Source organism: Citrobacter sp. RHBSTW-00599 (assembly GCF_013784065.1).
In the GTDB taxonomy this organism is placed as follows: domain Bacteria; phylum Pseudomonadota; class Gammaproteobacteria; order Enterobacterales; family Enterobacteriaceae; genus Citrobacter; species Citrobacter braakii.
The window spans coordinates 1,535,481-1,558,596 of sequence record NZ_CP056717.1; the positions used below are offsets into that span (position 1 = coordinate 1,535,481).

Annotated in this window: 35 protein-coding genes; 9 read left to right on the top strand and 26 right to left on the bottom strand. The window is 49.5% G+C overall.

The genetic code is table 11. The features are described from left to right. Positions 1-133 precede the first annotated feature (133 nt). The gene (locus tag HV243_RS07230) at positions 134-376 is read left to right on the top strand and encodes a DUF2545 family protein (protein WP_016153891.1); all 243 of its coding nucleotides are present in this window, start codon (positions 134-136) and stop codon (positions 374-376) included. 83 nt (positions 377-459) lie between these two features. Here the strand turns inward: HV243_RS07230 and pgtP are convergent, their stop codons facing one another. Then, complete coding sequence (gene pgtP, locus HV243_RS07235) at positions 460-1,851, bottom strand: phosphoglycerate transporter PgtP (RefSeq protein ID WP_053389661.1); 1,392 nt, start codon at positions 1,849-1,851, stop codon at positions 460-462. 415 nt (positions 1,852-2,266) lie between these two features. On the opposite strand from pgtP, the gene pgtC reads away from it, so the two are divergent. The 3 genes from pgtC to pgtA are packed head-to-tail and all read left to right on the top strand — an operon-like array spanning position 2,267 to position 6,709. Continuing rightward, positions 2,267-3,466 (top strand): phosphoglycerate transport regulator PgtC, encoded by a 1,200-nt coding sequence (pgtC, locus tag HV243_RS07240; protein WP_104009828.1) that lies wholly within the window; start codon positions 2,267-2,269, stop codon positions 3,464-3,466. Between the two features lie 11 nt (positions 3,467-3,477). Further along, entirely contained in the window at positions 3,478-5,472 is a 1,995-nt protein-coding gene (pgtB, locus tag HV243_RS07245; RefSeq protein WP_170973721.1) for a two-component system sensor histidine kinase PgtB, read from the top strand. After that, positions 5,462-6,709 carry a two-component system response regulator PgtA gene (gene pgtA / locus HV243_RS07250; RefSeq protein WP_016153887.1) on the top strand — a complete coding sequence of 416 codons (1,248 nt, stop codon included), beginning with the start codon at positions 5,462-5,464 and terminating at the stop codon, positions 6,707-6,709. The genes pgtB and pgtA overlap by 11 nt, the downstream gene beginning before the upstream one ends. A gap of 103 nt (positions 6,710-6,812) precedes the next feature. Here pgtA and HV243_RS07255 read toward each other — a convergent pair whose 3' ends face one another. Next, entirely contained in the window at positions 6,813-7,352 is a 540-nt protein-coding gene (locus HV243_RS07255) for a DUF2058 domain-containing protein (protein WP_016157066.1), read from the bottom strand. Between the two features lie 374 nt (positions 7,353-7,726). On the opposite strand from HV243_RS07255, the gene HV243_RS07260 reads away from it, so the two are divergent. Next, on the top strand, positions 7,727-9,625 hold the full coding sequence (locus HV243_RS07260) for a methyl-accepting chemotaxis protein (RefSeq protein ID WP_016153885.1): 1,899 nt from the start codon (positions 7,727-7,729) through the stop codon (positions 9,623-9,625). Between the two features lie 76 nt (positions 9,626-9,701). Here HV243_RS07260 and HV243_RS07265 read toward each other — a convergent pair whose 3' ends face one another. Then, complete coding sequence (locus HV243_RS07265; RefSeq protein ID WP_016157065.1) at positions 9,702-10,310, bottom strand: DUF1062 domain-containing protein; 609 nt, start codon at positions 10,308-10,310, stop codon at positions 9,702-9,704. A 560-nt stretch (positions 10,311-10,870) separates the two neighbouring features. On the opposite strand from HV243_RS07265, the gene HV243_RS07275 reads away from it, so the two are divergent. Next, positions 10,871-11,497 carry a DNA-binding protein gene (locus HV243_RS07275; protein ID WP_181603944.1) on the top strand — a complete coding sequence of 209 codons (627 nt, stop codon included), beginning with the start codon at positions 10,871-10,873 and terminating at the stop codon, positions 11,495-11,497. Positions 11,498-11,652: 155 nt separating this feature from the next. Here the strand turns inward: HV243_RS07275 and HV243_RS07280 are convergent, their stop codons facing one another. The 21 genes from HV243_RS07280 to HV243_RS07375 all read right to left on the bottom strand — a co-directional run bounded on the left by HV243_RS07280 (position 11,653) and on the right by HV243_RS07375 (position 20,494). Further along, a complete protein-coding gene (locus HV243_RS07280; protein WP_058106386.1) occupies positions 11,653-11,856 on the bottom strand; it encodes a hypothetical protein in 204 nt (67 codons plus the stop codon). A 136-nt stretch (positions 11,857-11,992) separates the two neighbouring features. Next, positions 11,993-12,610, bottom strand: a complete 618-nt coding sequence (locus tag HV243_RS07285; RefSeq protein WP_181603945.1) for an Eac protein — start codon at positions 12,608-12,610, stop codon at positions 11,993-11,995. A gap of 9 nt (positions 12,611-12,619) precedes the next feature. Further along, positions 12,620-12,859 (bottom strand): DUF4222 domain-containing protein, encoded by a 240-nt coding sequence (locus HV243_RS07290; protein ID WP_181603946.1) that lies wholly within the window; start codon positions 12,857-12,859, stop codon positions 12,620-12,622. Continuing rightward, positions 12,822-13,175 carry a phage protein NinX family protein gene (locus HV243_RS07295; RefSeq protein ID WP_181603947.1) on the bottom strand — a complete coding sequence of 118 codons (354 nt, stop codon included), beginning with the start codon at positions 13,173-13,175 and terminating at the stop codon, positions 12,822-12,824. The genes HV243_RS07290 and HV243_RS07295 overlap by 38 nt, the downstream gene beginning before the upstream one ends. Before the next feature lie 4 nt (positions 13,176-13,179). Continuing rightward, positions 13,180-13,437, bottom strand: coding sequence for a hypothetical protein (locus HV243_RS07300; RefSeq protein ID WP_181603948.1), 258 nt, complete (start codon positions 13,435-13,437; stop codon positions 13,180-13,182). Next, positions 13,437-13,652, bottom strand: coding sequence for a TraR/DksA family transcriptional regulator (locus tag HV243_RS07305; protein ID WP_181603949.1), 216 nt, complete (start codon positions 13,650-13,652; stop codon positions 13,437-13,439). Before HV243_RS07305 ends, HV243_RS07300 begins: the two co-directional genes overlap by 1 nt. 267 nt (positions 13,653-13,919) lie before the next feature. Beyond that, complete coding sequence (locus HV243_RS07310; protein WP_249415225.1) at positions 13,920-14,525, bottom strand: hypothetical protein; 606 nt, start codon at positions 14,523-14,525, stop codon at positions 13,920-13,922. Between the two features lie 2 nt (positions 14,526-14,527). Next, positions 14,528-14,746 (bottom strand): hypothetical protein, encoded by a 219-nt coding sequence (locus tag HV243_RS07315; protein ID WP_181603951.1) that lies wholly within the window; start codon positions 14,744-14,746, stop codon positions 14,528-14,530. Next, positions 14,743-15,867, bottom strand: a complete 1,125-nt coding sequence (locus HV243_RS07320) for a site-specific DNA-methyltransferase (RefSeq protein ID WP_053389162.1) — start codon at positions 15,865-15,867, stop codon at positions 14,743-14,745. The genes HV243_RS07315 and HV243_RS07320 overlap by 4 nt, the downstream gene beginning before the upstream one ends. Beyond that, positions 15,864-16,265 carry a hypothetical protein gene (locus HV243_RS25500; protein WP_249415236.1) on the bottom strand — a complete coding sequence of 134 codons (402 nt, stop codon included), beginning with the start codon at positions 16,263-16,265 and terminating at the stop codon, positions 15,864-15,866. Before HV243_RS25500 ends, HV243_RS07320 begins: the two co-directional genes overlap by 4 nt. Before the next feature lie 372 nt (positions 16,266-16,637). Then, on the bottom strand, positions 16,638-17,363 hold the full coding sequence (locus tag HV243_RS07330; protein WP_053389159.1) for a Rad52/Rad22 family DNA repair protein: 726 nt from the start codon (positions 17,361-17,363) through the stop codon (positions 16,638-16,640). Continuing rightward, a complete protein-coding gene (locus HV243_RS07335; protein ID WP_181603952.1) occupies positions 17,360-17,518 on the bottom strand; it encodes a hypothetical protein in 159 nt (52 codons plus the stop codon). Before HV243_RS07335 ends, HV243_RS07330 begins: the two co-directional genes overlap by 4 nt. Continuing rightward, positions 17,515-17,712: a hypothetical protein gene (locus tag HV243_RS07340; RefSeq protein WP_048211027.1), complete on the bottom strand. Its 198-nt coding sequence runs from the start codon at positions 17,710-17,712 to the stop codon at positions 17,515-17,517. Before HV243_RS07340 ends, HV243_RS07335 begins: the two co-directional genes overlap by 4 nt. Positions 17,713-17,719: 7 nt before the next feature. Further along, the gene (locus HV243_RS07345) at positions 17,720-18,691 is read right to left on the bottom strand and encodes a hypothetical protein (RefSeq protein ID WP_053389158.1); all 972 of its coding nucleotides are present in this window, start codon (positions 18,689-18,691) and stop codon (positions 17,720-17,722) included. Positions 18,692-18,767: 76 nt separating this feature from the next. Beyond that, positions 18,768-19,031 carry a hypothetical protein gene (locus HV243_RS07350; RefSeq protein ID WP_249415218.1) on the bottom strand — a complete coding sequence of 88 codons (264 nt, stop codon included), beginning with the start codon at positions 19,029-19,031 and terminating at the stop codon, positions 18,768-18,770. 21 nt (positions 19,032-19,052) lie between these two features. After that, positions 19,053-19,259 (bottom strand): phage encoded cell division inhibitor protein, encoded by a 207-nt coding sequence (locus HV243_RS25505; RefSeq protein ID WP_047500189.1) that lies wholly within the window; start codon positions 19,257-19,259, stop codon positions 19,053-19,055. After that, positions 19,256-19,414: a hypothetical protein gene (locus HV243_RS07355; protein WP_181603836.1), complete on the bottom strand. Its 159-nt coding sequence runs from the start codon at positions 19,412-19,414 to the stop codon at positions 19,256-19,258. The genes HV243_RS25505 and HV243_RS07355 overlap by 4 nt, the downstream gene beginning before the upstream one ends. Next, the gene (locus HV243_RS07360; protein ID WP_146037511.1) at positions 19,411-19,641 is read right to left on the bottom strand and encodes a hypothetical protein; all 231 of its coding nucleotides are present in this window, start codon (positions 19,639-19,641) and stop codon (positions 19,411-19,413) included. The genes HV243_RS07355 and HV243_RS07360 overlap by 4 nt, the downstream gene beginning before the upstream one ends. 86 nt (positions 19,642-19,727) lie before the next feature. Next, a complete protein-coding gene (locus HV243_RS07365; RefSeq protein WP_181603953.1) occupies positions 19,728-19,973 on the bottom strand; it encodes a hypothetical protein in 246 nt (81 codons plus the stop codon). 63 nt (positions 19,974-20,036) lie between these two features. Further along, positions 20,037-20,234, bottom strand: coding sequence for a hypothetical protein (locus HV243_RS07370; protein ID WP_181603954.1), 198 nt, complete (start codon positions 20,232-20,234; stop codon positions 20,037-20,039). A gap of 29 nt (positions 20,235-20,263) precedes the next feature. Then, on the bottom strand, positions 20,264-20,494 hold the full coding sequence (locus tag HV243_RS07375; protein WP_149330411.1) for a hypothetical protein: 231 nt from the start codon (positions 20,492-20,494) through the stop codon (positions 20,264-20,266). A 342-nt stretch (positions 20,495-20,836) separates the two neighbouring features. Between HV243_RS07375 and HV243_RS07380 the strand changes: the two genes are divergently transcribed. After that, positions 20,837-21,040 (top strand): hypothetical protein, encoded by a 204-nt coding sequence (locus tag HV243_RS07380; RefSeq protein WP_149330412.1) that lies wholly within the window; start codon positions 20,837-20,839, stop codon positions 21,038-21,040. Between the two features lie 175 nt (positions 21,041-21,215). Here the strand turns inward: HV243_RS07380 and HV243_RS07385 are convergent, their stop codons facing one another. Together HV243_RS07385 and HV243_RS07390 are read right to left on the bottom strand one after the other, a co-directional pair. Further along, a complete protein-coding gene (locus HV243_RS07385; RefSeq protein WP_249360727.1) occupies positions 21,216-21,596 on the bottom strand; it encodes a hypothetical protein in 381 nt (126 codons plus the stop codon). Between the two features lie 95 nt (positions 21,597-21,691). Next, positions 21,692-22,402, bottom strand: a complete 711-nt coding sequence (locus tag HV243_RS07390) for a S24 family peptidase (protein WP_149330413.1) — start codon at positions 22,400-22,402, stop codon at positions 21,692-21,694. A 119-nt stretch (positions 22,403-22,521) separates the two neighbouring features. Between HV243_RS07390 and HV243_RS07395 the strand changes: the two genes are divergently transcribed. Together HV243_RS07395 and HV243_RS07400 are read left to right on the top strand one after the other, a co-directional pair. After that, the gene (locus tag HV243_RS07395; protein ID WP_071685406.1) at positions 22,522-22,740 is read left to right on the top strand and encodes a helix-turn-helix domain-containing protein; all 219 of its coding nucleotides are present in this window, start codon (positions 22,522-22,524) and stop codon (positions 22,738-22,740) included. 109 nt (positions 22,741-22,849) lie between these two features. Then, positions 22,850-23,074: a CII family transcriptional regulator gene (locus tag HV243_RS07400; protein WP_149330414.1), complete on the top strand. Its 225-nt coding sequence runs from the start codon at positions 22,850-22,852 to the stop codon at positions 23,072-23,074. Positions 23,075-23,116 lie beyond the last annotated feature (42 nt).

Sequence of the window (23,116 nt, forward strand, 5' to 3'; positions counted from 1 at the left end):
TAGTCAGCGATTGAGTGATTTTTGTAACGAAAATGTTGCTTAAATTGCGAACTATTGGGAATTGTCTTAGAATATAAACTCAAGGAAGTGTAAGGACTTACGTAAATTTTTACGGCAAACAGGAGGTATCGCTATGTTCTATTTTTGGATCTTTCTCGCGTTGAGCATTCTGAGCGTCAGTTGCTATATCTGGCAGGTTATGGGGGCTGCGGCGTCAATAAGTGCTTTTATCGGCATGGCCATACTCACGGCATTAATTTACGTTTTTACTATGCAGTTGACCAATGGTAACGAGATGGTTACCGGATTATTCCTTTTTCTTGCCCCAGCATGCGGTTTGATCATCCGCTTTATGGTGGGTTACGGTAAGCAATAAATTATCACGTTGAGCTATTTATTCTTTATCTGAATGTATTGAAGTGCCAGCATCGCTGGCACTTTTTGCGAGACTCAAATCGGTTACCGGGCATCAGCCAACTGGAGTGACGCTTCCTCTTGCTGAGCGTTTTTCCGTTGTTGTTCGAGTTCCAGCGCGCCGCGATGGGAGAGGTAGCAGAACAGGATGCAGCAGACAATCCCACCCATCAACAGATAGAAGCCGCCATGCCATCCCATTTTATCGACCATCACGCCAAACAGGCTGGTTCCCAGCGATGCGCCAAAAATGTAGCTCATGAATCCGCGTAACCCTACCGCAGAACCTACTGCGAAGCTGGGGACGATTTCCATGGTCTGAACGGAGGCCAGGAACTGCGGAACATAAATCAGGCAGCCCACGATGGCGGCAAAAATAGTGACCATCAGCAGCGATTCACTTTTCCAGTAACCGATCAGGCAGACGAAAATCAGCGCCATACAGATCATGGCCAGCGGCATGCGACGGCCTTTAAACAGTTTATCGGTGAGCCAACCCGCCAGTAATGTGGAAGGAATTGCCGCCCATTCAAAAAACAGAAAAGCTATGCTCATTTGCTCTTTCGAGAAATGTTTTTCGGTTAATAAATAAATTGGCAGCCAGCTAATCATACCAAAACGCACCATATAGACAAAGACGTCTACCAGTGAAACATACCAGGCATTCTTATTACGCAATACATAGGTGCAGAAGATCTTGAAGGCACTCATATTTTCTGGCGCCTGGACAGCGTGTCGGGAATTTAATACGACTTTTTCTTCCGGCATCATTTGTTCCAGAGCCGGTAAGCCCTCCTGACGCGGTGAACCTTTCCCCAGCATCAGCACAATAAAAGCAAACAGTACGGCAACACAGGCCGGAACAATATAGCTGGCGCTTTGCCAGTGTTCGCTCCCCAAAATGGCAAAAGCGGCGCCAACAATCGGGGCGACAATACCACCGCCAACGTTGTGTGAGATATTCCAGAATGCGCCAACGCGTCCACGTTCTTTACGTGGAAACCAGTTAGCGATGGTAATAAATGAAGGGCCAACGCCCATCCCCTGAAACAAACCGTTGAAAACGACCAGCGCGGCAAATATCCAGAATCCGGTACTGAACCCTAGGCCTACGTTGACGATAGCGCACAGGATCAGGCCGCATGCCATGAAGACTTTCGGGCTGGCCTTGTCTGCCAGACTGCTCATAATGCCTTTACTGATCCCATAGGCAATAAGCATGCAGCTGCTGAGTAAACCAATCTGCGTAGCGCTGAGATCCAGATGCTCCTTCAGGTATGGAGTCGAAAGCGTGAAGTTATTGCGCACAATATAGTACGCAAGATAGCCAAGAAATACGCTGAGTAATGCCTGAATGCGGTATCGGCCATAAGTTGCCTGGACTTTCTCCGCCGGGACTTTATTCGCCGCTGGTCCTGCCTTAAATATTGATAACATATCATCACCTAATTTTTTATTGATGTGAATATCAGGATTTTTCGCAGTGAAGAGTGAAATAGACGGCGAAGAAACTCAAGTTGATGAAATGTGTCACTATTGACTCAATTTGCGGGCGGCGTGGCAGATTTTGACTCTTTTTTAATAATGGATTTTCAATTCTATTCTTTCACGGGAATTTTTATCATCGGCGTGTGCGGGTATTAACAAATTCAGGCTGCATTTTCGGGTATTCTTTACTGATGTCGTCACTTTCCGTTTGGTTATTCTACGAATAACCTTATTCTTCCCCCCAGCGGTGATAAACGGGTAAGTTTTGTCTCAATATTATTTTTAGTACATGTTGGTATTTATGAACGGGATCACAAACAGACTGTTGGGCCGGGGGCGTTTTTGGGCATTCTTGCTCTGTTTTATGTCGCTGTCGGTGAGCTGCCAGGTCCTGGGTAAAGAGCTGGTGATGGCGACCACCTTTTCCCCAGGGGCCACGGCCTGGATTATCCAGCGCTGGCAGACGGAGCCAGGGTCAGTGATGATTCGCACGTTAAACCGGACCAGCGGTTCGCTGGAACAGTTGCTGGATACTGCGAATGCAGAAAACGTCGATCTGATTTTGACCTCATCACCCATGCTGTTGCAGCATCTTCAGGAGCACCAGAAGCTGGCGCCTTTCGATAATGCGCTGCCTGAAAGCCAGCGGCTGGTGCCAGACTCGATTCGCTCGACCTCCGTGGCTGTGGCGATATCAGGGTTTGGCCTGTTGATTAATCGTTCTGCGCTGGCGGCGCGGCATCTTCCGCCGCCTGACGACTGGGGGGATTTAACGCAGCCTAAATATCAGAACGCGCTGTTGATGAGTAGCCCGTCGCGTTCCGATACCAACCACCTGATGGTTGAGTCGCTGCTGCAACAGAAAGGGTGGGAAGAGGGCTGGGCGACGCTGTTGGCCAGCGCCGGTAATCTGGTAACGATTTCATCACGCAGTTTTGGCGTGGCCGACAAAATTAAGAGCGGTCTGGGCGTGGCGGGGCCGGTTATTGATAACTATGCCAACCTGTTGCTTAACGATCCGCACCTTACTTTTACCTATTTCCCTCGCTCGGCGGTGTCACCCACCTATGTTGCCGTACTCAAGAATAGCCAGCACCCCAACGAAGCGCGTCGCTTTATCCGCTATCTGTTAAGCCCGGAAGGACAGCGGATCCTTGCGGATGCGAACACGGGGAAATATCCGGTCACGCAGCTCGCGCCTGATAACCCGCGCGCCGCTCAGCAGGCTATTTTGATGAGCCAGCCCGCGCTTAATTATCGACTGATCCTTAAGCGGCAACAGCTGGTGCAGCGGATGTTTGATACCGCCATCAGTTTTCGACTCGCGCAGCTGAAAGATGCCTGGCGGGCGCTATACAGTGCGGAAGCGCGCCTGAAACGCCCGCTACCCGAAATCAGAGCATTACTGACCAGCGTCCCGATAGACGCCAGAAGTAGTGAAGATGAGGCCTGGCTTGCGCAATTTGAGAATAAAAGCGTAGCCGAACAGCAGATGATGGAGTGGCAGCTCTGGTTTCTTAAAAATCAGCGTCAGGCGATATCCAAACTGGAAGAGTTAAAATGAAAGGTGGTTCGATACTGCAACGCCTGCGCCAGCTCAGCATCAGCAGCAGCCTGCGGGGAGCGTTTCTGACGGGCGCATTACTGACGTTGAGCGTAAGCTGCGTCAGTTTGTACTCCTGGCATGAGCAGAGCTCGCAGATACGCTATTCACTTGATGATTACTTCCCGCGCGTACATTCCGCTTTTTTGATAGAAGGAAATCTCAACCTGGTTGTGGATCAGCTTAATGAATTCCTGTTGGCCCCCAACACCACGGTAAGGCTGCAACTGCGCAATCAGATTATTTCTCATCTGGACAAAATTGAGGTGCTTAGCCGGGGATTACAATCGGCAGAACAACAGCAGTTGGCGGTGATTTTGCAAGACAGCCGGGCGCTGATGGCGGAGCTGGACCGGGTGCTCTACAACATGTTCCTCGTGCGCGAAAAGGTGAGTGAACTCTCCGCGCGCATCGACTGGCTACATGATGATTTTACAACCGAGCTGAATTCGCTGGTGCAGGATTTTACCTGGCAGCAGGGGACGTTGCTGGATCAAATTGAGGCCAAAAACGGCGATGCGGCGCAGTATCTCAAACGTGCCAGAGAGGTACAAAACGAGCAGCAGCAGGTTTACACCCTGGCAAGAATTGAAAATCAGATCGTGGATGATTTACGCGACAGGCTCAATGAACTGAAGTCGGGTAGCGACGACGGAATGCTGGTGGAGAATCATATCCGCTATCTGGAGAATCTGAAGAAAACGGCGGATGAAAATATCCGTACCCTCGATGACTGGCCCAGTACTATCACCCTGCGGCAAACCATTGATGAGTTACTGGAAATCGGGATGATGAAAAATAAAATGCCCGATACCATGCGCGATTATGTCGCCGCGCAAAAAGCGCTCGTTGATGCCAACCATGCCAGAGAGGCAACGCTCGGGCGCTTTCGAACACTACTTGAGGCGCAGTTGGGGAGTAGCCATCAGCAAATGCAGATGTTTAACCAGCGGCTGGAACAAATTGTTCGCGTCAGCGGTGGACTTATTCTGCTGGCGACGCTGCTGGCGCTACTTCTCGCCTGGGGGCTCAACCATTACTTTATTCGTTCGCGTCTGGTGAAGCGTTTTACCGCACTCAACCAGGCCGTGGTGCAAATTGGTCTTGGCAGAACGGATGCCACCATCCCGGTTTATGGGCGCGATGAGCTCGGGCGCATCGCAGGATTGCTGCGCCATACTCTGGGCCAGTTGAGTGCGCAAAAAAATCAGCTGGAGCAGGAAGTGACAGAGCGCAAGGAGATAGAGTCCGATCTCCGGGCAACGCAGGATGAACTGATCCAGACGGCAAAACTGGCAGTGGTTGGACAGACCATGACCACGCTGGCGCACGAGATTAACCAACCGCTGAATGCGTTGTCGATGTACCTGTTTACGGCGGGAAGGGCAATTGAACAAGGACAATCCGCTCAGGCCAGAAGTACGTTAACCAAAGCGGAGGGGCTGATTACCCGTATTGATGCCATTATCCGTTCGCTGCGTCAGTTTGCACGTCGGGCTGAGCCGGGCGCGCCTTTGCATCCGGTCGATCTGCGACAAACATTCAGCGCCGCCTGGGAACTGTTGGCCATGCGGCATAAGCCACAGCAGGGTACGCTGACGCTTCCAGCCCAGAGTGTATGGGTGACAGGTGATGAAGTGCGTATTCAGCAGGTGCTGGTAAACGTACTGGCAAATGCGCTGGATGCCAGTCCGACTGGCGCGCAAATAGAGGTTCACTGGCAGGCTGAGGGCAGCCGATTGTGCGTCTTTGTCTGCGATAACGGCCCCGGCTGGCCTGAGGCGTTATTGCCATCACTATTAAAGCCGTTTACCACCAGTAAGGATGTGGGGCTCGGTATTGGCTTATCGATTTGTGTATCGTTAATGGGGCAAATGAACGGCGAGCTGCGCCTGGCGTCGACACCGGGGCGTAATGCCTGCGTCGTTCTGCAATTTAATCTGACGGATGTAAACGATGTTGTGTGATGACTATTCTGTTCTGCTGATTGATGATGATGCCGATGTTCTCGACGCTTACACTCTGTTGCTTGAACAAGAGGGGTACCGTGTCTATGCATGCAATAACCCTTTTGATGCCCGAAACTGGCTGCAAGCCGACTGGCCGGGGATTGTTCTGAGCGATGTGTGTATGCCTGGCTGCAATGGAATAGACCTGATGACGTTGTTTCATCAGGATGATAATCAGCTCCCTATTCTGCTTATCACCGGGCATGGCGATGTCCCGATGGCTGTGGAGGCAGTAAAGAAAGGCGCATGGGACTTTCTGCAAAAACCGGTCGACCCCGGCAAACTGCTGTCGCTGGTAGAGGATGCGCTGCGTCAGAGACAATCCGTGATTGCCCGTCGCCATTATTGCCAGCAAAAGCTTCAGGTTGAACTGCTCGGCTACAGTGACTGGGTCAATCAGTATCGTCAACGTCTGCAACACCTGGCGGAAACGGATATTGCCGTCTGGTTTTATGGCGAGCCGGGGACAGGACGTATGACCGGAGCCCGGTATTTGCATCAGCTTGGGCGCAGCGCTGATGGGCCGTTTATCCGCGGTGAACTAACGCCCGGGAACGCGGGACTACTCAATGACCTTATTGCACAGGCGCAAGGAGGAACGCTGGTCCTGAGCCATATTGAGTGCCTGACACGTGAACAGCAGCACCATCTGGTGCATCTGCAAAGCCAGGAGCGGCGTCCGTTTCGTCTGATAGGCATTGGTGACACATCGTTAGTGGAACTGGCGGCAACCAACCAGATTGTGGCTGAACTCTACTACTGTTTTGCGATGACGCAAATCGGTTGCCAGCCGTTGTCACAGCGTCCGGATGATATTGAGCCGCTGTTTCGTCATTACCTGCAGAAAGCCTGTCTGCGCCTGAACCATCCCGTGCCCGAGGTTGAAGGGGAGTTACTGAAAGGCATGCGGCGTCGCGTGTGGTTAAGTAATGTCCGGGAACTGGCGAATGCCGCCGAGCTTTTTGCCGTTGGGCTACTCCCGCTGGCTGAAACCGCGAATCCGCAGCTGCATCTGCCTGAACCAACACCGCTCGATCGGCGGGTTGAAGAGTACGAGCGACAGATCATTACTGAAGCGCTAAATATTCATCAGGGGCGCATTAATGAAGTGGCGGAGTATTTACAAATCCCGCGTAAAAAATTGTATTTACGCATGAGAAAATACGGGCTGAGCAAAGAACACTATAAGTTTTAGTCGACAGAATTGGGGGCGAAGGGACGTCGAAGTATTTCGGTGGCGGCGTTGGCGTTCACCGAAATAGGCAACGGAAGTCCGGGTGATTATCTGGTTGTTTTTCTTACCACATCAAATCATCAGGGATGACAAAATCAGCATACGGATCGTCTTCGTCCTTCGCTTCCTGGCTCAGCTCGCAATTTAAAACAATATAACTTGCATCGCGCTGCGCAATCTTGTCGGCGACGACAGCCGGGATAATGGCGTATTCGCTATCGTTGCCGCTTTCAGCCGTGAGTCGGGCAATGGCCAGACGGCCCTTGATCAACTGAGACTGAGTCACCTTATCAACATAGACTTTTTTGATCAGGTTATTATCAGTAAAGTTGTAACCAATATCGCCACGGGTAATGGTGATTTTATTCATTTCAATCAGTTGCTTGATCTGGGCTTTATATTCTTTAGACAGCGCGGCCTGTTTCTGCTGTTCGCTGAGCTGCTTGTCGCGCTCAATTTGCGCTTTTTTATTCTCTTCAACCGCTTCTCTGGCTTCGCGAGCCTGAACGCGCGATTTCTTCGCCGTTCTTTGCACTTTGGCCACTTTTTTGCTGCTGACCAGACCTGCCTTAAGCATCTGTTCTTGTAGGGTAAGTTTTGTCATCGTCGCTTCTAATCCAATAAAATCGTTGTCAGGATTATAACCTTAACGTTCGACGGGATGCCAGAAAATGGCCGTGCCACGACGGTTATCTCCAGTAGGCGTCACTGTTCTGTGTCTTACTCCCTTTCCGAATCGTGTTGATAGTTAACTCGTTTTTTAATAAGAAATAATATGCTGAATAATTTAACTAACTTGATAATAGATATCATAAATATAAATATTCCAGTGATTTATCCTGATTTTCATAATCAAATAGAGTTATTTTGGCAGGTATTTAATCTAAAAAACAATCAGTTGTCTCTTGATCAAATTTAAAGTGCAACCTCATTGCGCCGATAACCATAATGAAAATATGGACAATGGAGGGAAGTGGCATGTGGTGGGTTTATCGAATGCCGATGAAAATGAAGTTAATAATCGCGCTACAACCACTATTATTGGCGTTATGTTGGTTTGCTGGTTCAGGAATATTGACGCGCATTGAGACAGAACGGCAGATGGAAAATATTGCTCAACTGACAGCGCTCGCGCGTAGTGCCGGAAATGTGGTGCATGAGCTGCAAAAAGAACGGGGAATGAGCGTCGGATTTCTGGGGGCTGAAGGGAAGACGTTCAAAGATGAGTTAACCGCACAGCGGGCTTTAACCGATCGCGAGATCGAGGTCTTTGTGCGTTCACTGTCCGATACTGCATTGCCAGAAGGGGATGCCGCCAATTCTGTCACCACGTTCAAGAAAAACATTCTGTCGCTTGCCACCATCCGGGAAAACGTCACGCGATTGGGGCTTCCGGCCTCTGATGTCGTTAAGTTTTATACTAATGTCATTGCTGATGTGCTGAGTTTTGTGGGCAGGTTGGGACAGTTGACGGATTCAGGCGAGATGGCGAACGCATTCGCCGCCTACTACAACTTGCTGAATTTGAAAGAACAAGCAGGTATTGAACGCGCGCTGCTGTCAAATATCTTTTCCTCCGGTCATTTCGCCGAGGGGCAGTTACATCAACTCAGTGATGTCGTCAGTAAACAGAACGTTTGGCTGGCACAATCGTTGCGTCTGAGCCCACCGGAACAGGCGGCCATGCTGGAAAGCCGCTTACAGTCCACAGAAGCGTCAAAAGCCCTCTCATTACGCGAAACCGCGTTTAGTCATGCCGCGAACGGTGGATTTGATGTCGATCCTACTGTCTGGTTCAAGGTTCAAACCCAGCGTATTGAAGTGATGCGGCAGATAGAAGATGTGACGGCGAATCTTCTGTTAGCGAATGCGGAAAAACTCGCGCAGGATGCACGAAAAAACTGGCAAATATATATGATTGTCAGCTTGTTAGCGCTCCTGGCATCATTGGCGTTCGCAGGGGCAATCGCTATCAATATGCATCGTCAATTTAGCGACACGCTCCGCAAGATTGCGGGTATGAACGGCGATCTGACTCAACGATTGGCGACCCCGGGGAAAGATGAGCTTTCCTCACTTAATCGCGCCTATAACACGATGCTGGAAAGTATTCAGCATATCGTCCAGGAGATTAAACAAGGCTCCGTGGTTTTATCCGATGCCAGCAGCAGCATTACGGCGGGTAATCAGGACCTGGCCCAACGCACGGATGAACAGGCAGCATCAATAGTACAAGCTGTGGCCAGTATGGAACAGCTCTCCACGACGATTACGCAAACGGCGGACAATGCCCGCGAAGCGGAGCATCTGACAATCAGGCTGGAAAAAGAGGTCCGCCAGGCCAGTAACGTCGCCAGTGCGGCAAATCAAAGCATGGGGGATATTCGCTCTTCCAGTGAGAAAATCTCGAATATTGTGACCTCGATAGACGATATTTCGTTTCAGACTAACTTGCTGGCGCTGAATGCGGCAGTGGAAGCTGCACGGGCAGGAGAGATGGGCAGGGGGTTTGCGGTTGTCGCCAGTGAAGTGCGGAATCTTTCGCAGCGTTGTGCCAAAGAAGCTAATCAGATCCGCGAGCTGGTCGCGCAGAATATGGTAAAAATTAGTGAGGGTGTTGAGCGGGTTACGGCGTCCGCTACCGCGCTAGAAGCCGCGGCGGACAATACCACCAGCATGAAGCAATATATTGCGGATATCGCTCGTGTAGCGACGGAACAATCGCAAGGGGTAACTCAGATTAACCTGGCACTGCGACCTATGGAGCAGGTCACGCAGCAAAACGCGGCGTTGGTTTCTCAGGCCGCGAGCGACAGCCAGCGCCTGGACAATCTGTCAGTCACCATGAAGGATCTGGTCAATCGTTTTGTTGTCTGACCTGACGCCGTTTAACCGACCCGGACAACATACCGGGTCGGTTAAGCCTCACCATCTTATCGTGAGCTTCATACTGTTAACGTTGGGTCATAACAACTTTTCGCCGAGCATATAATGTGACTGCTGACAGCTGAAAATCCAAATATCCTGTCATTAGTTTTCGGGATTTGAGTTCTTTCATCGTAATACCACTAATATGGCCTTCATCTATCAGTTTCTTTATCTCCGCGGTGCTGAGGAAAAGCTGGCGCTTCAAGATCGATAGCACACTAATCTGAAAAGAATGGGAAAGTCTGATGCTTACGGTGACGTTCTGGCCGGTTTTGATGCTGACCTGCCACTGCTCCTGAATACGAAAATCAGGTTTACCTGCAAGTTCAGCCTTGTTACGGCTCAGGGTGGCTTTATCATTGGCAAAATAGTGAACCGTACTGGCATCGTTGGTGATAAATCGATGATACAGCTCGCGATTTATTTTGCTGATGTGAAGTCGTGAATACAGCGAGATATTCCATGTATATTCGCAGTGGGTGCATTTATAAATGCTCCAGATATCGAGCACTTTCTTTTGCGAATTGACTCTGAATGCGCCGGAAGGTGCGAATTCGCGTTTTACATTACATGATGGGCAGCGCTTAGCAATGCGCTGGTAACCGACAGGGGTGACAGTCCATGTGACTTTCATACTGTACCTTTTTTAACCCAAATAAATTCGGATCCGTTTTGAACGAACCATCGTTTTTATGTGAGAAAAATATTTGTTAGATATTTTTCAGCGGGTTAAGAAAAGATTTCTAACACAGTGATCCTGTCTGCCAACAAATGAATCTTGCGAGATTATCAGTGTGGAAGCCTTCAAGTATATGAGTTCAATCAATATTCATTATGTTGCCAAGGTTGAAGTAACTGCGGATGCCGGGCCCCCTGGTGACTTCTACCAGCAGGTATTTTTAGAGGGATGCTTGTTGATAAGATAATGTTGTATGCGGTCAGCGTGCGGGTAAACATTTCTCCGGAGCCGGTTGCGTATACCGCCACGGTTTCATTGTTGGCATAATTTCTGCGTTACCCTGGATCACCAGCCCTATCGACGGCCGCGTCTCTCACCATGCAAGAGCAGTCAGTAAGTTACTAAGGGGCAAAGTAGCGATAATTCCACTGCCTATACCTGCGGGCTTCCGGTTGCAGTCTGTCGCTGGTAAAGTGAGCAACCAATACCGAGATGTGGCCAGAAGGGAATTCCGAGTGACCGAACGTATTGATTATCAGACTGAAAAATACAGCTTTACTGAGGCGACTGAAAGTTCCCGTCTGGCTGGCCAGTGGGCTGATGTTATTGCTGAATGTCGGGAAATGAAGGCGGGTCCGGAAGAGCGTCTGCGTATTGCTTTATTGAATGTGGACTATGTGACCAGCTTTGAGCTGCCTTTCCGTTTGTTATTACTCCGTACCCCGCAACTGATTGCCAGCGTTCGTGAAGAGCTACAGCTTAGTCAGAAAAACGTAATCTTTAACGGCAAACGCTTTGGTTGTGTTTACAGCCTGAAAGCGAGTCTCGGCGGGATACCGGATGAATTTCAGTACCGCCTGTCGCATCGTATTCGACGCATTAATCGTGCAGGTTCAAGCGAAGCGCCATATCAGCAAATTGCTAAAACGGTGAAAGCACCGCGTGAGCGTCTGAAGCTGGCACTGGAATCAGGCCTTGATGTCACTGCTTTGGACGGGCTTTTCTGGTTTGGCAGTCAACGTATTGCTGCTGACGTACTGAGGCTGAGAAAATCAGGGATGCGGATAGCTACTGAGCAGACAATGGTGTCCGACAATCTTACTGCAACGGTGAGGAATGTGTCGTTTTATCGCCTGGCTTAGGGATGAACTGACAGGTAAATGAAAGGATTTAGCCGGATGCATTTAATTAAAAGTGTCCCCTGCAGACATCACATAATAGACGTAACCACAGGGGAAATAAGAGGATTTGTAGAAGTGAAGAATTTTATGCCCGCATTTATGCCCACAAAGGAAAATCATGATGCATTTTTCAAAGGGGAGAGGAAGCTGCGTTTCCAGTTCTGGTAGTCGCTGTACATCCATCGTGATGTGCGACCAAGTTTGATTGGCTTGGGGAGTTTTCCGGCATTAATCTGCGAATAGAAGTACTTCGCCGTATAGCCAGCATCTTCGATCATGAACTTCATGTCAATAAGAGAGTCGTCGCGTAGTTCGCGCATAGGTTTCATCTCCGGTTTGGAAATCGAACCTGGAAGCCAGGTAAAAAGAACCCGGCACTATTGGCCGGGCAAATGGGGGATAACGTGGCAGTGCATTCGCACCCAATAGCCAGCTCATAACTGGCTATCAGTTGCGTCATTCTTGCGGCTGATTAACGATGTCGTAGAATTGACCGTAGGTAATCTTCTTGAAGCTATCTGGAATTACTATCTCCCCGTGGCGTTCTTCTTTGTTGTTAGGGATGGCGAATACCAAGCAGTCATCACGCCCAGGGTGCTTGCCTCCATACGTCGAAAGCATTGCGAATCCGAATCCACGGCCAGACTGACCACCAATGCCGGTTCGCATGATGCCGTAGTGGTTAACGATGTAGTCATTCCACTCAGGCAGTGATTTCAGCTTTTTGTTTGCTTCTTCTTTCACAGCATCGAGAACTTTATTGTAAGCTCGGCCTTCCTTTGTATTTCCTTTCCCCCTTCCAAGTACCACTCCCTTCCCATCAAACATTTCTTCTCGCTTAATAGTCATTGGGCATGGGAATTCATATCCATTTTCCCAAGCAAACCCACTAAGCAAGCCACCTCCACCTCCCCAGCCGCTTGATGTGGTCCAGGCAATTGCTCCAACTTTTGCTACAGCATCCGGAAGAATTGAGTTTCTTTGTTTGCTGATTTCCTCATATCCATCAATCAGCGATTTAACATCATCACCTTCCACCATGTAGTAATCGTAAAATTTGCTTTGATCTGACATTGCTATTCCTCATGCCGCCCGCATAGCGCGGAGGCGTTTTAAGTGCTCTGCTGTTTCAAGTTCGGCGCGTATCTGTGCCGCCTCTTGATGGTCTAAAGGCTCGAAGTCTGAATTAAATCGGTCGATTGAAGCGGTGTCGATCCGGCCCTGTCGCCAGTAGCGGACTATCTGTGATGTGCAACCGTGGATTATGACGGGCCAACCTGAATGGTCAGCGTAAATCTGACCCAGTTGAATTAGCTGGAACATTGGCTGAGTCCTGCATCATGAGGAATACAATCATCGCGGCTCGGAGCGGGTTTTCATGCTCAACACCATCTCCGGAATAAATCATGTGGACAGCATCTCCAGTTACACCATTAACTGGTTCATCTTCTGGAACGCAAAGCCATTTATTATCGGCGTTAATGATGCTCAACTTCTTACCAACGATAATCGGCCACGCGTCTACTGGGTTGTTGCAGTAGTCAGTCTGCTTGTTCACTGCCATCAATTTGGCTACGAATCCTATAACTGTTCCAACTTTTACGTTTATTTCGTGGTCACTCAGCTTGCTGTAATCCATCACATCACTCCATCAGGTTAATTTTTCGCTCAATATCTTCAGCATCGACACCGAACTCATCACACCACACTTCGAAATCCCTTCGATGCTCATTAAAGAGACCAATAACAGCGGAAACTTCATCTCCAGTTAAAAGGTCGTCTTTATAATCAAATGCTGCTACCGAGCAGAGTTTCCCGCCTATCCCCATAAAGTCATCAGTGAACTGGAATGGTGGTTCCTTTCCATCCTCAAACTCGACAACAAAAGTCATTTTTCCCATCACATCCTCCGATTCCGCTTTTCTTCATCCTGCTGACAGCTCACGCACTTCTTGCAGCCAGGAAACGCATCTCGACGCTCAGGAATTAGCGGATCTCCGCATTCCTCACAGTGCGTTGATGATACTGCTGAGTGGTTGAGTCTGTGAGCCTGAATAGCGTTTTCGCGCATCATCTCTTCGAGAGCGCTGGCTTGGTCGATGATTTCTGATGTCATTTGCGACTTCTCCTACGCTTTTGGGCTGCTCGGCGCGCTGCGGCAATGCCCGTTTTCCCGCCACCAACTGGATAACTGGCATCCATGCGTAAAGCAGGTGATATTTCAGCGAAACTCCATGATTTAATTGATGGCATGGAATCGCCAATCAATGCTATTACGGTTGATAAATGCTTCATCAATGCTCCAGTAACTGTCGGTTAATTCGGTTGAAGGTGAACGCCAGCAATAAAAAAGGCCGCTTTAGCGACCTGGTGATTAGTGCCATCATGCGGCGCGCTTCGCCATAATTTCGGCCTTTTGCTCGTCGTTGAGCATGTCGTCTGAGACGATCGCCACTCTGTTGCTGGCGCTCCACGATACTGGAGCGCTTTCTTTCAGCGCCTTATTCAGCGCCTCGGCGGCATCACGCACAGCTTGCGGCAAGCAGTAATAGTCATCACCATCAGGCATTATCTCTTCGCAGTGCTGTTCCAGGTCGAACTCCGGAGGGTAATTAGGTTCGCAAATCATCAACTGCAACTCGCTAGGCAGCAGGGAGTGCTCACAGCAATAATCAGCCAGCGATTCAGCGTCGAAAAAGTACTGGTCATCATCAAAGATAACGAGCGGCTCTCCCGCCCATACCACGCGCTCAAAGGTGGCGAGCTTAGCCTGGCGGCTTTCGCGGTGGCATACTTCGCAATAGCCATTAGTGCTATGAATGGGGTGCTCTTCAGGTTTGTTTTTGCACTTACGATGAGTGGCGCCGCACCAACGCGCCTGGTGCTCGTCACCGCCCCAGAAACGACCTTGGCGGTCTACCCAACCAGTTACAGTCTGGATGCTGGCCGCTTCATCGCTATCCATCATCACGATTTTTTCAGTTTTCATATTCATTGTTCTGCTCCGAAGCGGCGATTAAGCCGCCCTGTGTATACGACGAACTTCAGGAGGCTAACTCCCAGAGCTTCAATTTTCTTGTGATGCTTGTTGATGATGGGAGGCACCGTTTCGTTCCAGTTAGGCTTTGGCTTTTTGCGCATGGCCTGCTGGATTTCCTCGGTGCATCGGCGGCAGGCGGAGCGGATGGTGTTGTCAGTTTCTGGCGTCATGCGGCCTCCGTCGTCTTTTTGAAGGAGTGAGCAATTCGCGCAGAAGCAATGGTTACGTAATCCGGGTTCAGGTCGATGCCGATGAAGTTAAATCCTTCCTCGATAGCTGCCCGACCAGTGCTCCCGCTCCCCATCCACGGATCAAGCACGGTACCGCCAGGCGGAGTAATCAACCTGCAGAGATAGCTCATTAGAGCGATCGGCTTAACGGTAGGATGATTGTTCTTCGCGCCATTGGTGCGACCAGCACCGGCGCGCGGGTCATTAATGCCGACGCTGCCCTCTTTACGTCCGCCGGTCATGTCGCAGGCTGATGTCGCTATGAATCGCTCTAGGCCTTCGTCTCGCTCCTTCGGTTTGACCTTAGCGCAGTAGAAGAATCGGGCGGCGCTTTTTTCACTTTCCACTCTGGCAGCATGTGCCTTTGGCGCTGCCATATCACCATATCGACCCTGTGATGGTCGTGCGCGTCCGGTTTCCTTTAAATCCCCTTGCTGTCCTTTCGCATCCGGAAATGCCGACACGACTACTTCGCTACCGTCATGAATGATGTTTGCTGGCCAACGTCCCTCTGGTGCCTGTTCGTAATCACTAACCGGCTCGGTTCCGTCACGTTGATGTGAAAGCAGGAATCCAGCGCCACCGCTAAGCGACTCATCAGTTGTTATCCTGCAGGCGTCGATATTGATTGCGCCGGTACCATGCTCGGTCATGTTGGCTGACACCGTCTTTTTGAATGGCTTTCGAGCCATGACGATTGGCTCATGGGCTGGTTTCAATGCGGTACCCCATCCATCAAAATCGCCATCGAGGTTATGCGACTTCGGAAAACCGCTTCCGTAAATCCAGAGAATTTGGTCACGGATTTCGAAACCGGCATCCTCTGCATTAACAACAAGGCGGTGATAAGTGCGTGAACCGCCAAATGCCAGAAGATGACCGCCTGGCTTAAGGACGCGTAGGCATTCCTGCCACTGCTCAACGGTGGGAACGTCGTAATCCCACTTATGGTTCATGAAGCTCAGCCCGTACGGCGGATCCGTCACGATGGCGTCAACGGAGTTATCAGGCAGAGTTTTCAGAACGTCCTCACAACGCCCGACGTGAAGTTGATAGGTCATGCGTCCTCCGGTTTATGCTTATCCCATCCATTCCGCTCAATATTCACAGCCAGCCGCTTATCTCCGACCTCTTCGATACTCCGACCGGTAATCTCTGCGACTTCTACGTTGGTGTAGCGCATGAGTGCTGCCAGTTCACATGCAGTCCATTCACGCATAGTTAATCCTCCGGAGCGGGCCAGTGAGTTACGCTTGCTTCTGACTGAGTAAATGGAACGACCGGTTGCCGTTGCTATCTCTTCCACTGAGAATCGACCGAACAGATATAGCTCAGCTGCCGTCCATGTCTTGCCGGTCATCCTGCTGATAAGTGGCGCGCCGATACGTGATGCCTGGCGAGTGACTGCCGATTCGGAACGCTCAAGCTTTTCTGCTATTTCTGATCGGGACATCTTCATCCCAACTTCATGTAGGAACAGGTTTTCAAAAGGTTGCCAAAGTTCGCTCATTGGTTCTCCTTAAGGCGATACACACAGCCGCCGATCGTTCCGTTTCCCCATTCCTCAGCGCTCAGGTGTTGCTGTATTTGTGCCAGCGCTGGACCAGAGATAAATGTTTGTTGCATCTCTAAGTTAGGAGCCCACCCCTCGTAATATGGCTCGTGGTAATTGAGGGTGATTCCCGCCGTATGACCAAGAGCGCCTTTTGCTGTCTGCCATCTGTGGAACGCAGTGATATTGTTCCGCGCGTCCTTGCGCAGAATGCTGAGGATAGTTTCAGGAGTCATATCGATAACGGCGATGCCGCCCGCTGTTAGATAGGAGAGGCGGTTATGCCGCCTGTTTTAGTTCTCTGATTCGAATGCCGGTAACGTCTTTGCATTTAGCCTGATGCTCAGCAAATCCGCTTAACAACTTCCACGTTTCTTCATAACGAGCTTTCAATTTCACGCCGTCGTTTTCTTTGCTGGCATATTGGGAGAAATCGGCGAGCACCTTGTCAGCATCCACGTCTTGAGGTGGTTCTGACTCGTTGATTTGCTCTGGTGACTGCGGTTCTGGCTGATGAACAACTGATCCGTCAGGTAATGCCCAGGCTGGAAGGGCAGGCGGTTTCCAGTAAAACACGCCATCCTCTTTTGACTTGGCGTAATGGAATCCTGGTGCCCGCTGTGCCGATACAATAGCGAAGCCTTCCTCCAGGTTGTAGAGGTAACGCCCGATACCCCACTGGACAGCTGCCCGCTTCATAGCTCCTGAGCGCCCACCCTTAACTGCTTCTACCTGCGTGTTTTCGGCTGCGTCCCACTTGGTGATCCACTCGCCATCAACTTTGATGGAAATACCGCACTCAACTCCGCCATTGTTTGGAATATCGCGATACTCGTTACGCCAGCCAGCCTTCCCACACACCTCATCCAGGCGCTTCATGATTGCTCTGTTGGTTACGTAGGCCAGCACTTTTGCCCAGATTCCGTTATTATTTTTCCCCGCCTGCTGAATGCGCCATTCAATATCTTCACTGGCAAATGGCGCATCTAACTGATCCAGATTCATGTAAAATCCCCCGCAAATTCTGGCATGCTGATAATCGGATTCTGTCGCTCAGCATCCAGGTTGACCGGCTCGTCGTCTTCTGATTCCACGTCGCCGATCACATCAGCCATCAGCCGGATGAAAGCATCATCATCCCATCGCTCTGCAACGCTCATGCCGCTTGCTCCTGATGTGTGATTACATAACCCTGCTCAGTAAGCCATTCGAGTACCACAGCGCCGTCCAGTTGTGGGAGAACTTCTCGTGTGTCTACTGTCCCATCAAGCGTCACACCATCAAGCTCCAATACCTGATTGCGCTGGCTGTCTAGATATCCATGAGCGTGGTCATATTTAAGTTTCAGTTTCATATGCACCTCAGTAGTTAATTTGTGTTCTCGGTACCAGGCCATCCATAAGCGCCTTCAGGACTTCGATAGACTGGTCGCGTGAGATACTGGTGTTAGCGGTGAGTGCGTTAACGATTTCAGTGCCAACGGCCTTGCGGTGCTTAACATCTGCTTCACGCGCTGCCTTCTCATCAGCGATGCGTTTCTCTTCAGCCAGTCGCGCCGCTTCTTTCTGCTCAGCTTCACGCTTAATGCGATCAGCTTCTTCCTGAGCTTTGCGCTGTTCGGCAGCGATGGCGGCTTTCTTCTCTGCTTCAGCTTTCGCCGCGGCGTCTTTAGCTTCCTGCTCTGCGCGTTCTTGTGCTTGCTTAGCCAGTAATTCAGCCTGAGCTTTTGCTGCAATCGCATCCTCTTCGCGTTTCTTCGCTGCCGCCAGTTCAGCCGCAGCTTTCTCTTCGGCTTCGCGCTTGGCCTGTTCTGCTGCCTGACGCTTTAACTCTTCTTCATGAGCAATTCGCTGGCGCTCTTCTTCCGCTTTCTTCTCTGCCAATTCACGGTCGAATGCGTCGTTCATCAGCAAAGCAATTTCATGATCGGATTCCAATTTCTTCCGGTCTTCCTCAGCTTTAATCTTGGCGGCTTCCTCTGCCTTAATTCGTTCCTGTTCTGCCTCCCACTCTGTTAGTGGACGGCGTACTTCATCTTTCAGCGCGTCCAGACGCTCACGAACAATGCGGCGACTCTCATCAATCTGCTTTGGCAGTGCTTTCAGCTCTGCTACAAGGTCCTTACCGGCGTTGTCGATGTATGTTTTTGAACGCGCGACCTTGTGAGCCATTGACGCGATAGCATCACGACCTTTCTTGGTTGATACATCCGGAACCAGGCTGCGAGCTTCTTTCTCAATTTTTTCAATGATGGGATCGAGCTGCTCGTTATTGGTGAATACAGCCATTGCGCTCGATTTTTCGATAACGACTAAATCCGTTACTTCGCTCATGGTCTCTCCTGAAATTTGGTTGTGCGCTGTCCGTCTGCGATAGCCGGACGAGTATGGGTAGTGAGTGTTAGAGTGGTTATTTGGAGTCTTGCTTTTCGCCGCAGAAAGGGCAGAAATTCATGGAAATTGCGGCTTCACTGCGGGTTAGGTTTTTAGCCATTTCTCCGTTTTTCTTTTTAATGCGATAAGCCAATTTATATTTCATCATCACAACCACTTTCCCAGATAAAAAGTTAAGCCATGAATTCTCCCATCCGGTGTCAAATCCCTTGCTCACCTCAGATCCGTCAGGAACCTTTTCCATTAACCTTTCATGAAGTTTTTCACCAATATCTTTCATGCAATTACACATACCTATCCCTCAGTGACTCAATCCACCACCGAGCCCGCTAAGGTAAACCTCAACGAGCAATTCTTTCGTATAAGTGCGCTCACAGCCGCGGTGAAGGTACAGCTTCCCGCGCTTATGTGCTGATGCTGTCCACGTCGCATCTTTGTGCTTAACCAGCATTCCGGGCTGAACAGCGCCACGGTTAACTTCCTGTGTTCCGTAATGATGTAGGCTCATGATTTACCCTCCACCTGCTGCAATAACCCGGCAATGTGCATCTGCCAGCGGGTCATTGTGATTTTCTCGCGAGGTTTATCGACGGATGAGAGTTGCCACTCGTTGTCGTTGAGTTTTGATGCGTGGTACTGCTTGCCGTTATGGGTGACTGTCATGATTCCTCCCGGGCGCGGAGCATTTCGTCTGCAAACTTATATGCAGCGCTTGCTGCATAATTAACAGCACCATCAGAATCATTATCGATAATCGACGAATTACTAATCATTGCCTGCATCGCTTTCGCAGCGAAGTAGTCACGCAACGTCATGCCGGGTGACGACCATAATTTTTCGTGATTCTCTTCACTTGTCGGGAAGGCTGATTCACATTCTTTGTTGCTCATAATCATCTCCAGAACGTTAAATACTGCTTTCATATCTACCCACACTCATTGAATGCGGAGAGATATGAAAACCCGCCGGAGCGGGTCTATTCGTAGGTGAGGCCTTGGTTTTCGTATTCTTCACCGTAGCCATCGAGCTTCTCTTCAAACATCTCTCGGAGCTTGTTTTTGCCATGCCGCATGATTCCGAAATGGAACACTTCGTTAAGCAAAGCGTCGGCGTTGTTTACGCCGCTGAGATTAACTTTTGGTATTTCGATAGAGCTGCTGCCTTTGATGGTGTCTATCTTCAGAACACATTTACCAGATAGCTGAACCTGCTTAGTTTCCATCGCCTTACCCTCTTGAGCTAATAAAAAGGCCGCCTAAGCGACCCGTCTGATTTCTGAACATGATTAAAAATCATCCCAAACAACATAAGCTTCTTCAGGACCGTCAACCTCGGCGTGACCTTTAAGTCCGCATGCTGGACATTCTGCCGCGTCGTTAAAGTGAATCATTCCAACCGGAGCGGAAGTTGTCACATTAACCGGCGAAGTGCCACACCGAGCGCAATCCAGCCATTCGATAGTCCTAGCTTCTTTAATAGCCATTGCCTCACCTCTAAATAAGTGGAGTAGATTTACCGCGCTGTAATCTGCCCGGATTTACGATGACCCGCTGCGTACAAAGCCACATCTGGCAAACATGCAGATCCGCCTGTATTGCTGTCACGCAGACTACCGAGCGAAGTGGCGCGGTCTACTCGTGAAGGACATCCGCTAAGAATTTCACCAATGCGATTAGCGAAATGTTTCTCAGCTGCTTTCTTTGCATTGAACGCCGCAAGGCGACGCGCCTGATTTCTGTTCATGATGGTTCCCCTTGTGAGTTCTTTGGTGTTGTGGCGGTCGATGCTTATCTTCGACTTGTCTCGATGGACTGCACTTCACCACACCCCAAAGAACTCTCTTTGGCCTCAGATTCTGAGGACTAAATTTTTAATGAGCAGCCTGACTTCCTGTCTGGCGCGGCGAGTAACTCTTGTTGCCGCATCGATGTTTCGTTTCGATGGGTTAATTAAACATCATGTGGATTTGTTAGTCAACACCGTGTGGATTATTTCTGTGTATTTTATTCCTTTCTGTTGATTTTTATGTTGATTTATTTTTTATCAAATGAGGAGTAAGTTAGAAAAAACATCAGCGAGGTGGGCATGAAAAAACAGGATGAGTTTTTTGCTGAACTACACCCACAGGTGGTTGAGGTGCTGGGTATAGCGGTGATGCAGGTGCTGGTTGAGCAGCGTGAGCCAACCAGAGAGGCGCTGATCGAAATGATTCAGGTGCTATGGCAGGAGGAGAATGTGGACCTTGCTGTAGAGCTGGCTATTGATGTTCTGAGTCTACCGAAGGAGTAGGGATCGGGTGGTGACCATCTGGCTGGCAAATGGTCGCGCCAATAACGCGTTACTATAATAATCAGTAAGTTGCACTTGATGGTATGGTGGTGATCATGGGGATCGGCAGTCAATAAAAACCCGGCTCTATGGCCGGATAAAATATAATTTTTTTCTGACTTGTAGATGCCAGGAGCTATTGCGCTTTAATGTAGTTCTTCAGTTTTGCTGTCTGCTCAGCTGCGCCCGGGATGCACCCAAACATATTCGCACATGCCGTTTGAACTACTATTTCGCTTTTATCACCACCAAGTGGTGTCTTAACTACCTGATAGCCGAGGACTGCACTGTTACCGACTGGGCTATATGTTGAGATAACCGTTTCGTCAGCCATTTGAATTTTCCACCCAGAGTTCATGGCTATCCATGCTTTTGCTCTTGACCAGTATGCGTCGCACTGATCTTTGCCCTGGCAGTAAACTGGTTGCTGCGCTTGAGCTGCAATTTGTGGGTCAACCTTCTGAGCGCACCCTGATAAGCCGATGGAAACGAGGAATATTGCTAATATTTTTTTCATGGAACATCCTTGCTGTGTTTAATTTACAAAAATAGTAAAGGCTTAAGCTCGCATTTTGATATTTTCTGGAATCCCCAAAACATCTCATCAGGACACTACAGCAACACCGAGTACCAAAACACGCGACCAATGATTTCCACATCGGCCTCGTTCGCCGTCTCATCTTCACGGTTAAAGCTGCGTATAGTTAACATGCCGCCGGGATTGCGATATAGCTGTTTTATGCGCTTCAACTTGTCGTCTCCGCCGCCTGGCTGAGCGATAGCATACAACTTTCCATCAACTATGCGTTTGTTGTTTGTGTCTACAGCAACGGTAGTACCATCTGGTATCACTGGTTCCATGCTGTCACCCGTTGCTGGGAAGCATAAGACGCCAGAACCATCACTATTGGCTCCAACGCGACGCAATGTCGCTTTTGAAAATCTCAGCTTAAACCCGTTGTGATCTTCGCTATGTACACGCCCATCACCACATGCAAACTCGATATCCTTAAGGAACGGCACTTCGACCTCATCATCTGGTAGTGGCGTGTTCTTGTCCCATGCATCCACGGTTCCCCATTCAGACTCAGGCGGAATCCCGGGATCATCAGATATTTTTGGAGCGCCTTTACCATTTAGAAGCCAATCCAAAGAATATCCATACTTTTCTGAAATTTGCTGAGCAGCCTCACGGCTAATTGAGTCGCGCTTAATCCAGTTGTTAACAGTCTGCGCACTCGCAGAAAGCTGCTCAGCCAAATCCTTTTGTTTCATTCCTTCTCTGGTAAGTAAATACCTGATTCTTTCTGCTATGCCACTCATAAAAACCTCCGCTTACTCCCCATGGTAAACATGATGTGTATTTTTTCCATCACCATGATGTTGATTTAATCCACGACATGAATTAACATGGTGTTGATTAACGTTAACTGGAGTAAGACATGATCAACAAAGCGAAGACTGTTACTCCTCTTGACATGGCTATCAGTGCTGTAGGTGGTTCCCAGAAAATCCTCGCCGAAAAGGTGGGGGTCACTCCTCAGGCCATCAACATGCTTAAAAAGCGAGGCGGAAGCCTCCCGGTTACCAAAATGCGTAAGTATGAAGAAGTAACCGGTCTGTCAAAGGAAGTGCTGTACCCGGGCATTTTTACTGCCTAAGGATCACCGCTCTTTAAAAATCAGCCCCTCAGAAGCTGAGGAAAACTACAAAAGCGCATCGCATGGTGCGCACGTATTTAACTATTTCAACACCAAAGGAATTTACCAAATGGAAACCTTAACAGCACGCAACAATGTAGAAGCCCGACGCATAGAGTCGTGGCTACAGAGAGAGATGGCAGATATTGGTATCACCGATATTGCTCATGAAGCTGGAGTTAACAAATCAACGGTAAGCCGCTGGCGTGAAAACTTGCTGCCGAACATGTCAATTCTGCTCGCCATCGTGTTTAAGCGCCGGATGGAAGCTAAAGGCGAATACCTGGAGGCGTGATGATGTCATTTAAAAATGACGAAAGCCGCTCTGCTGGAACAG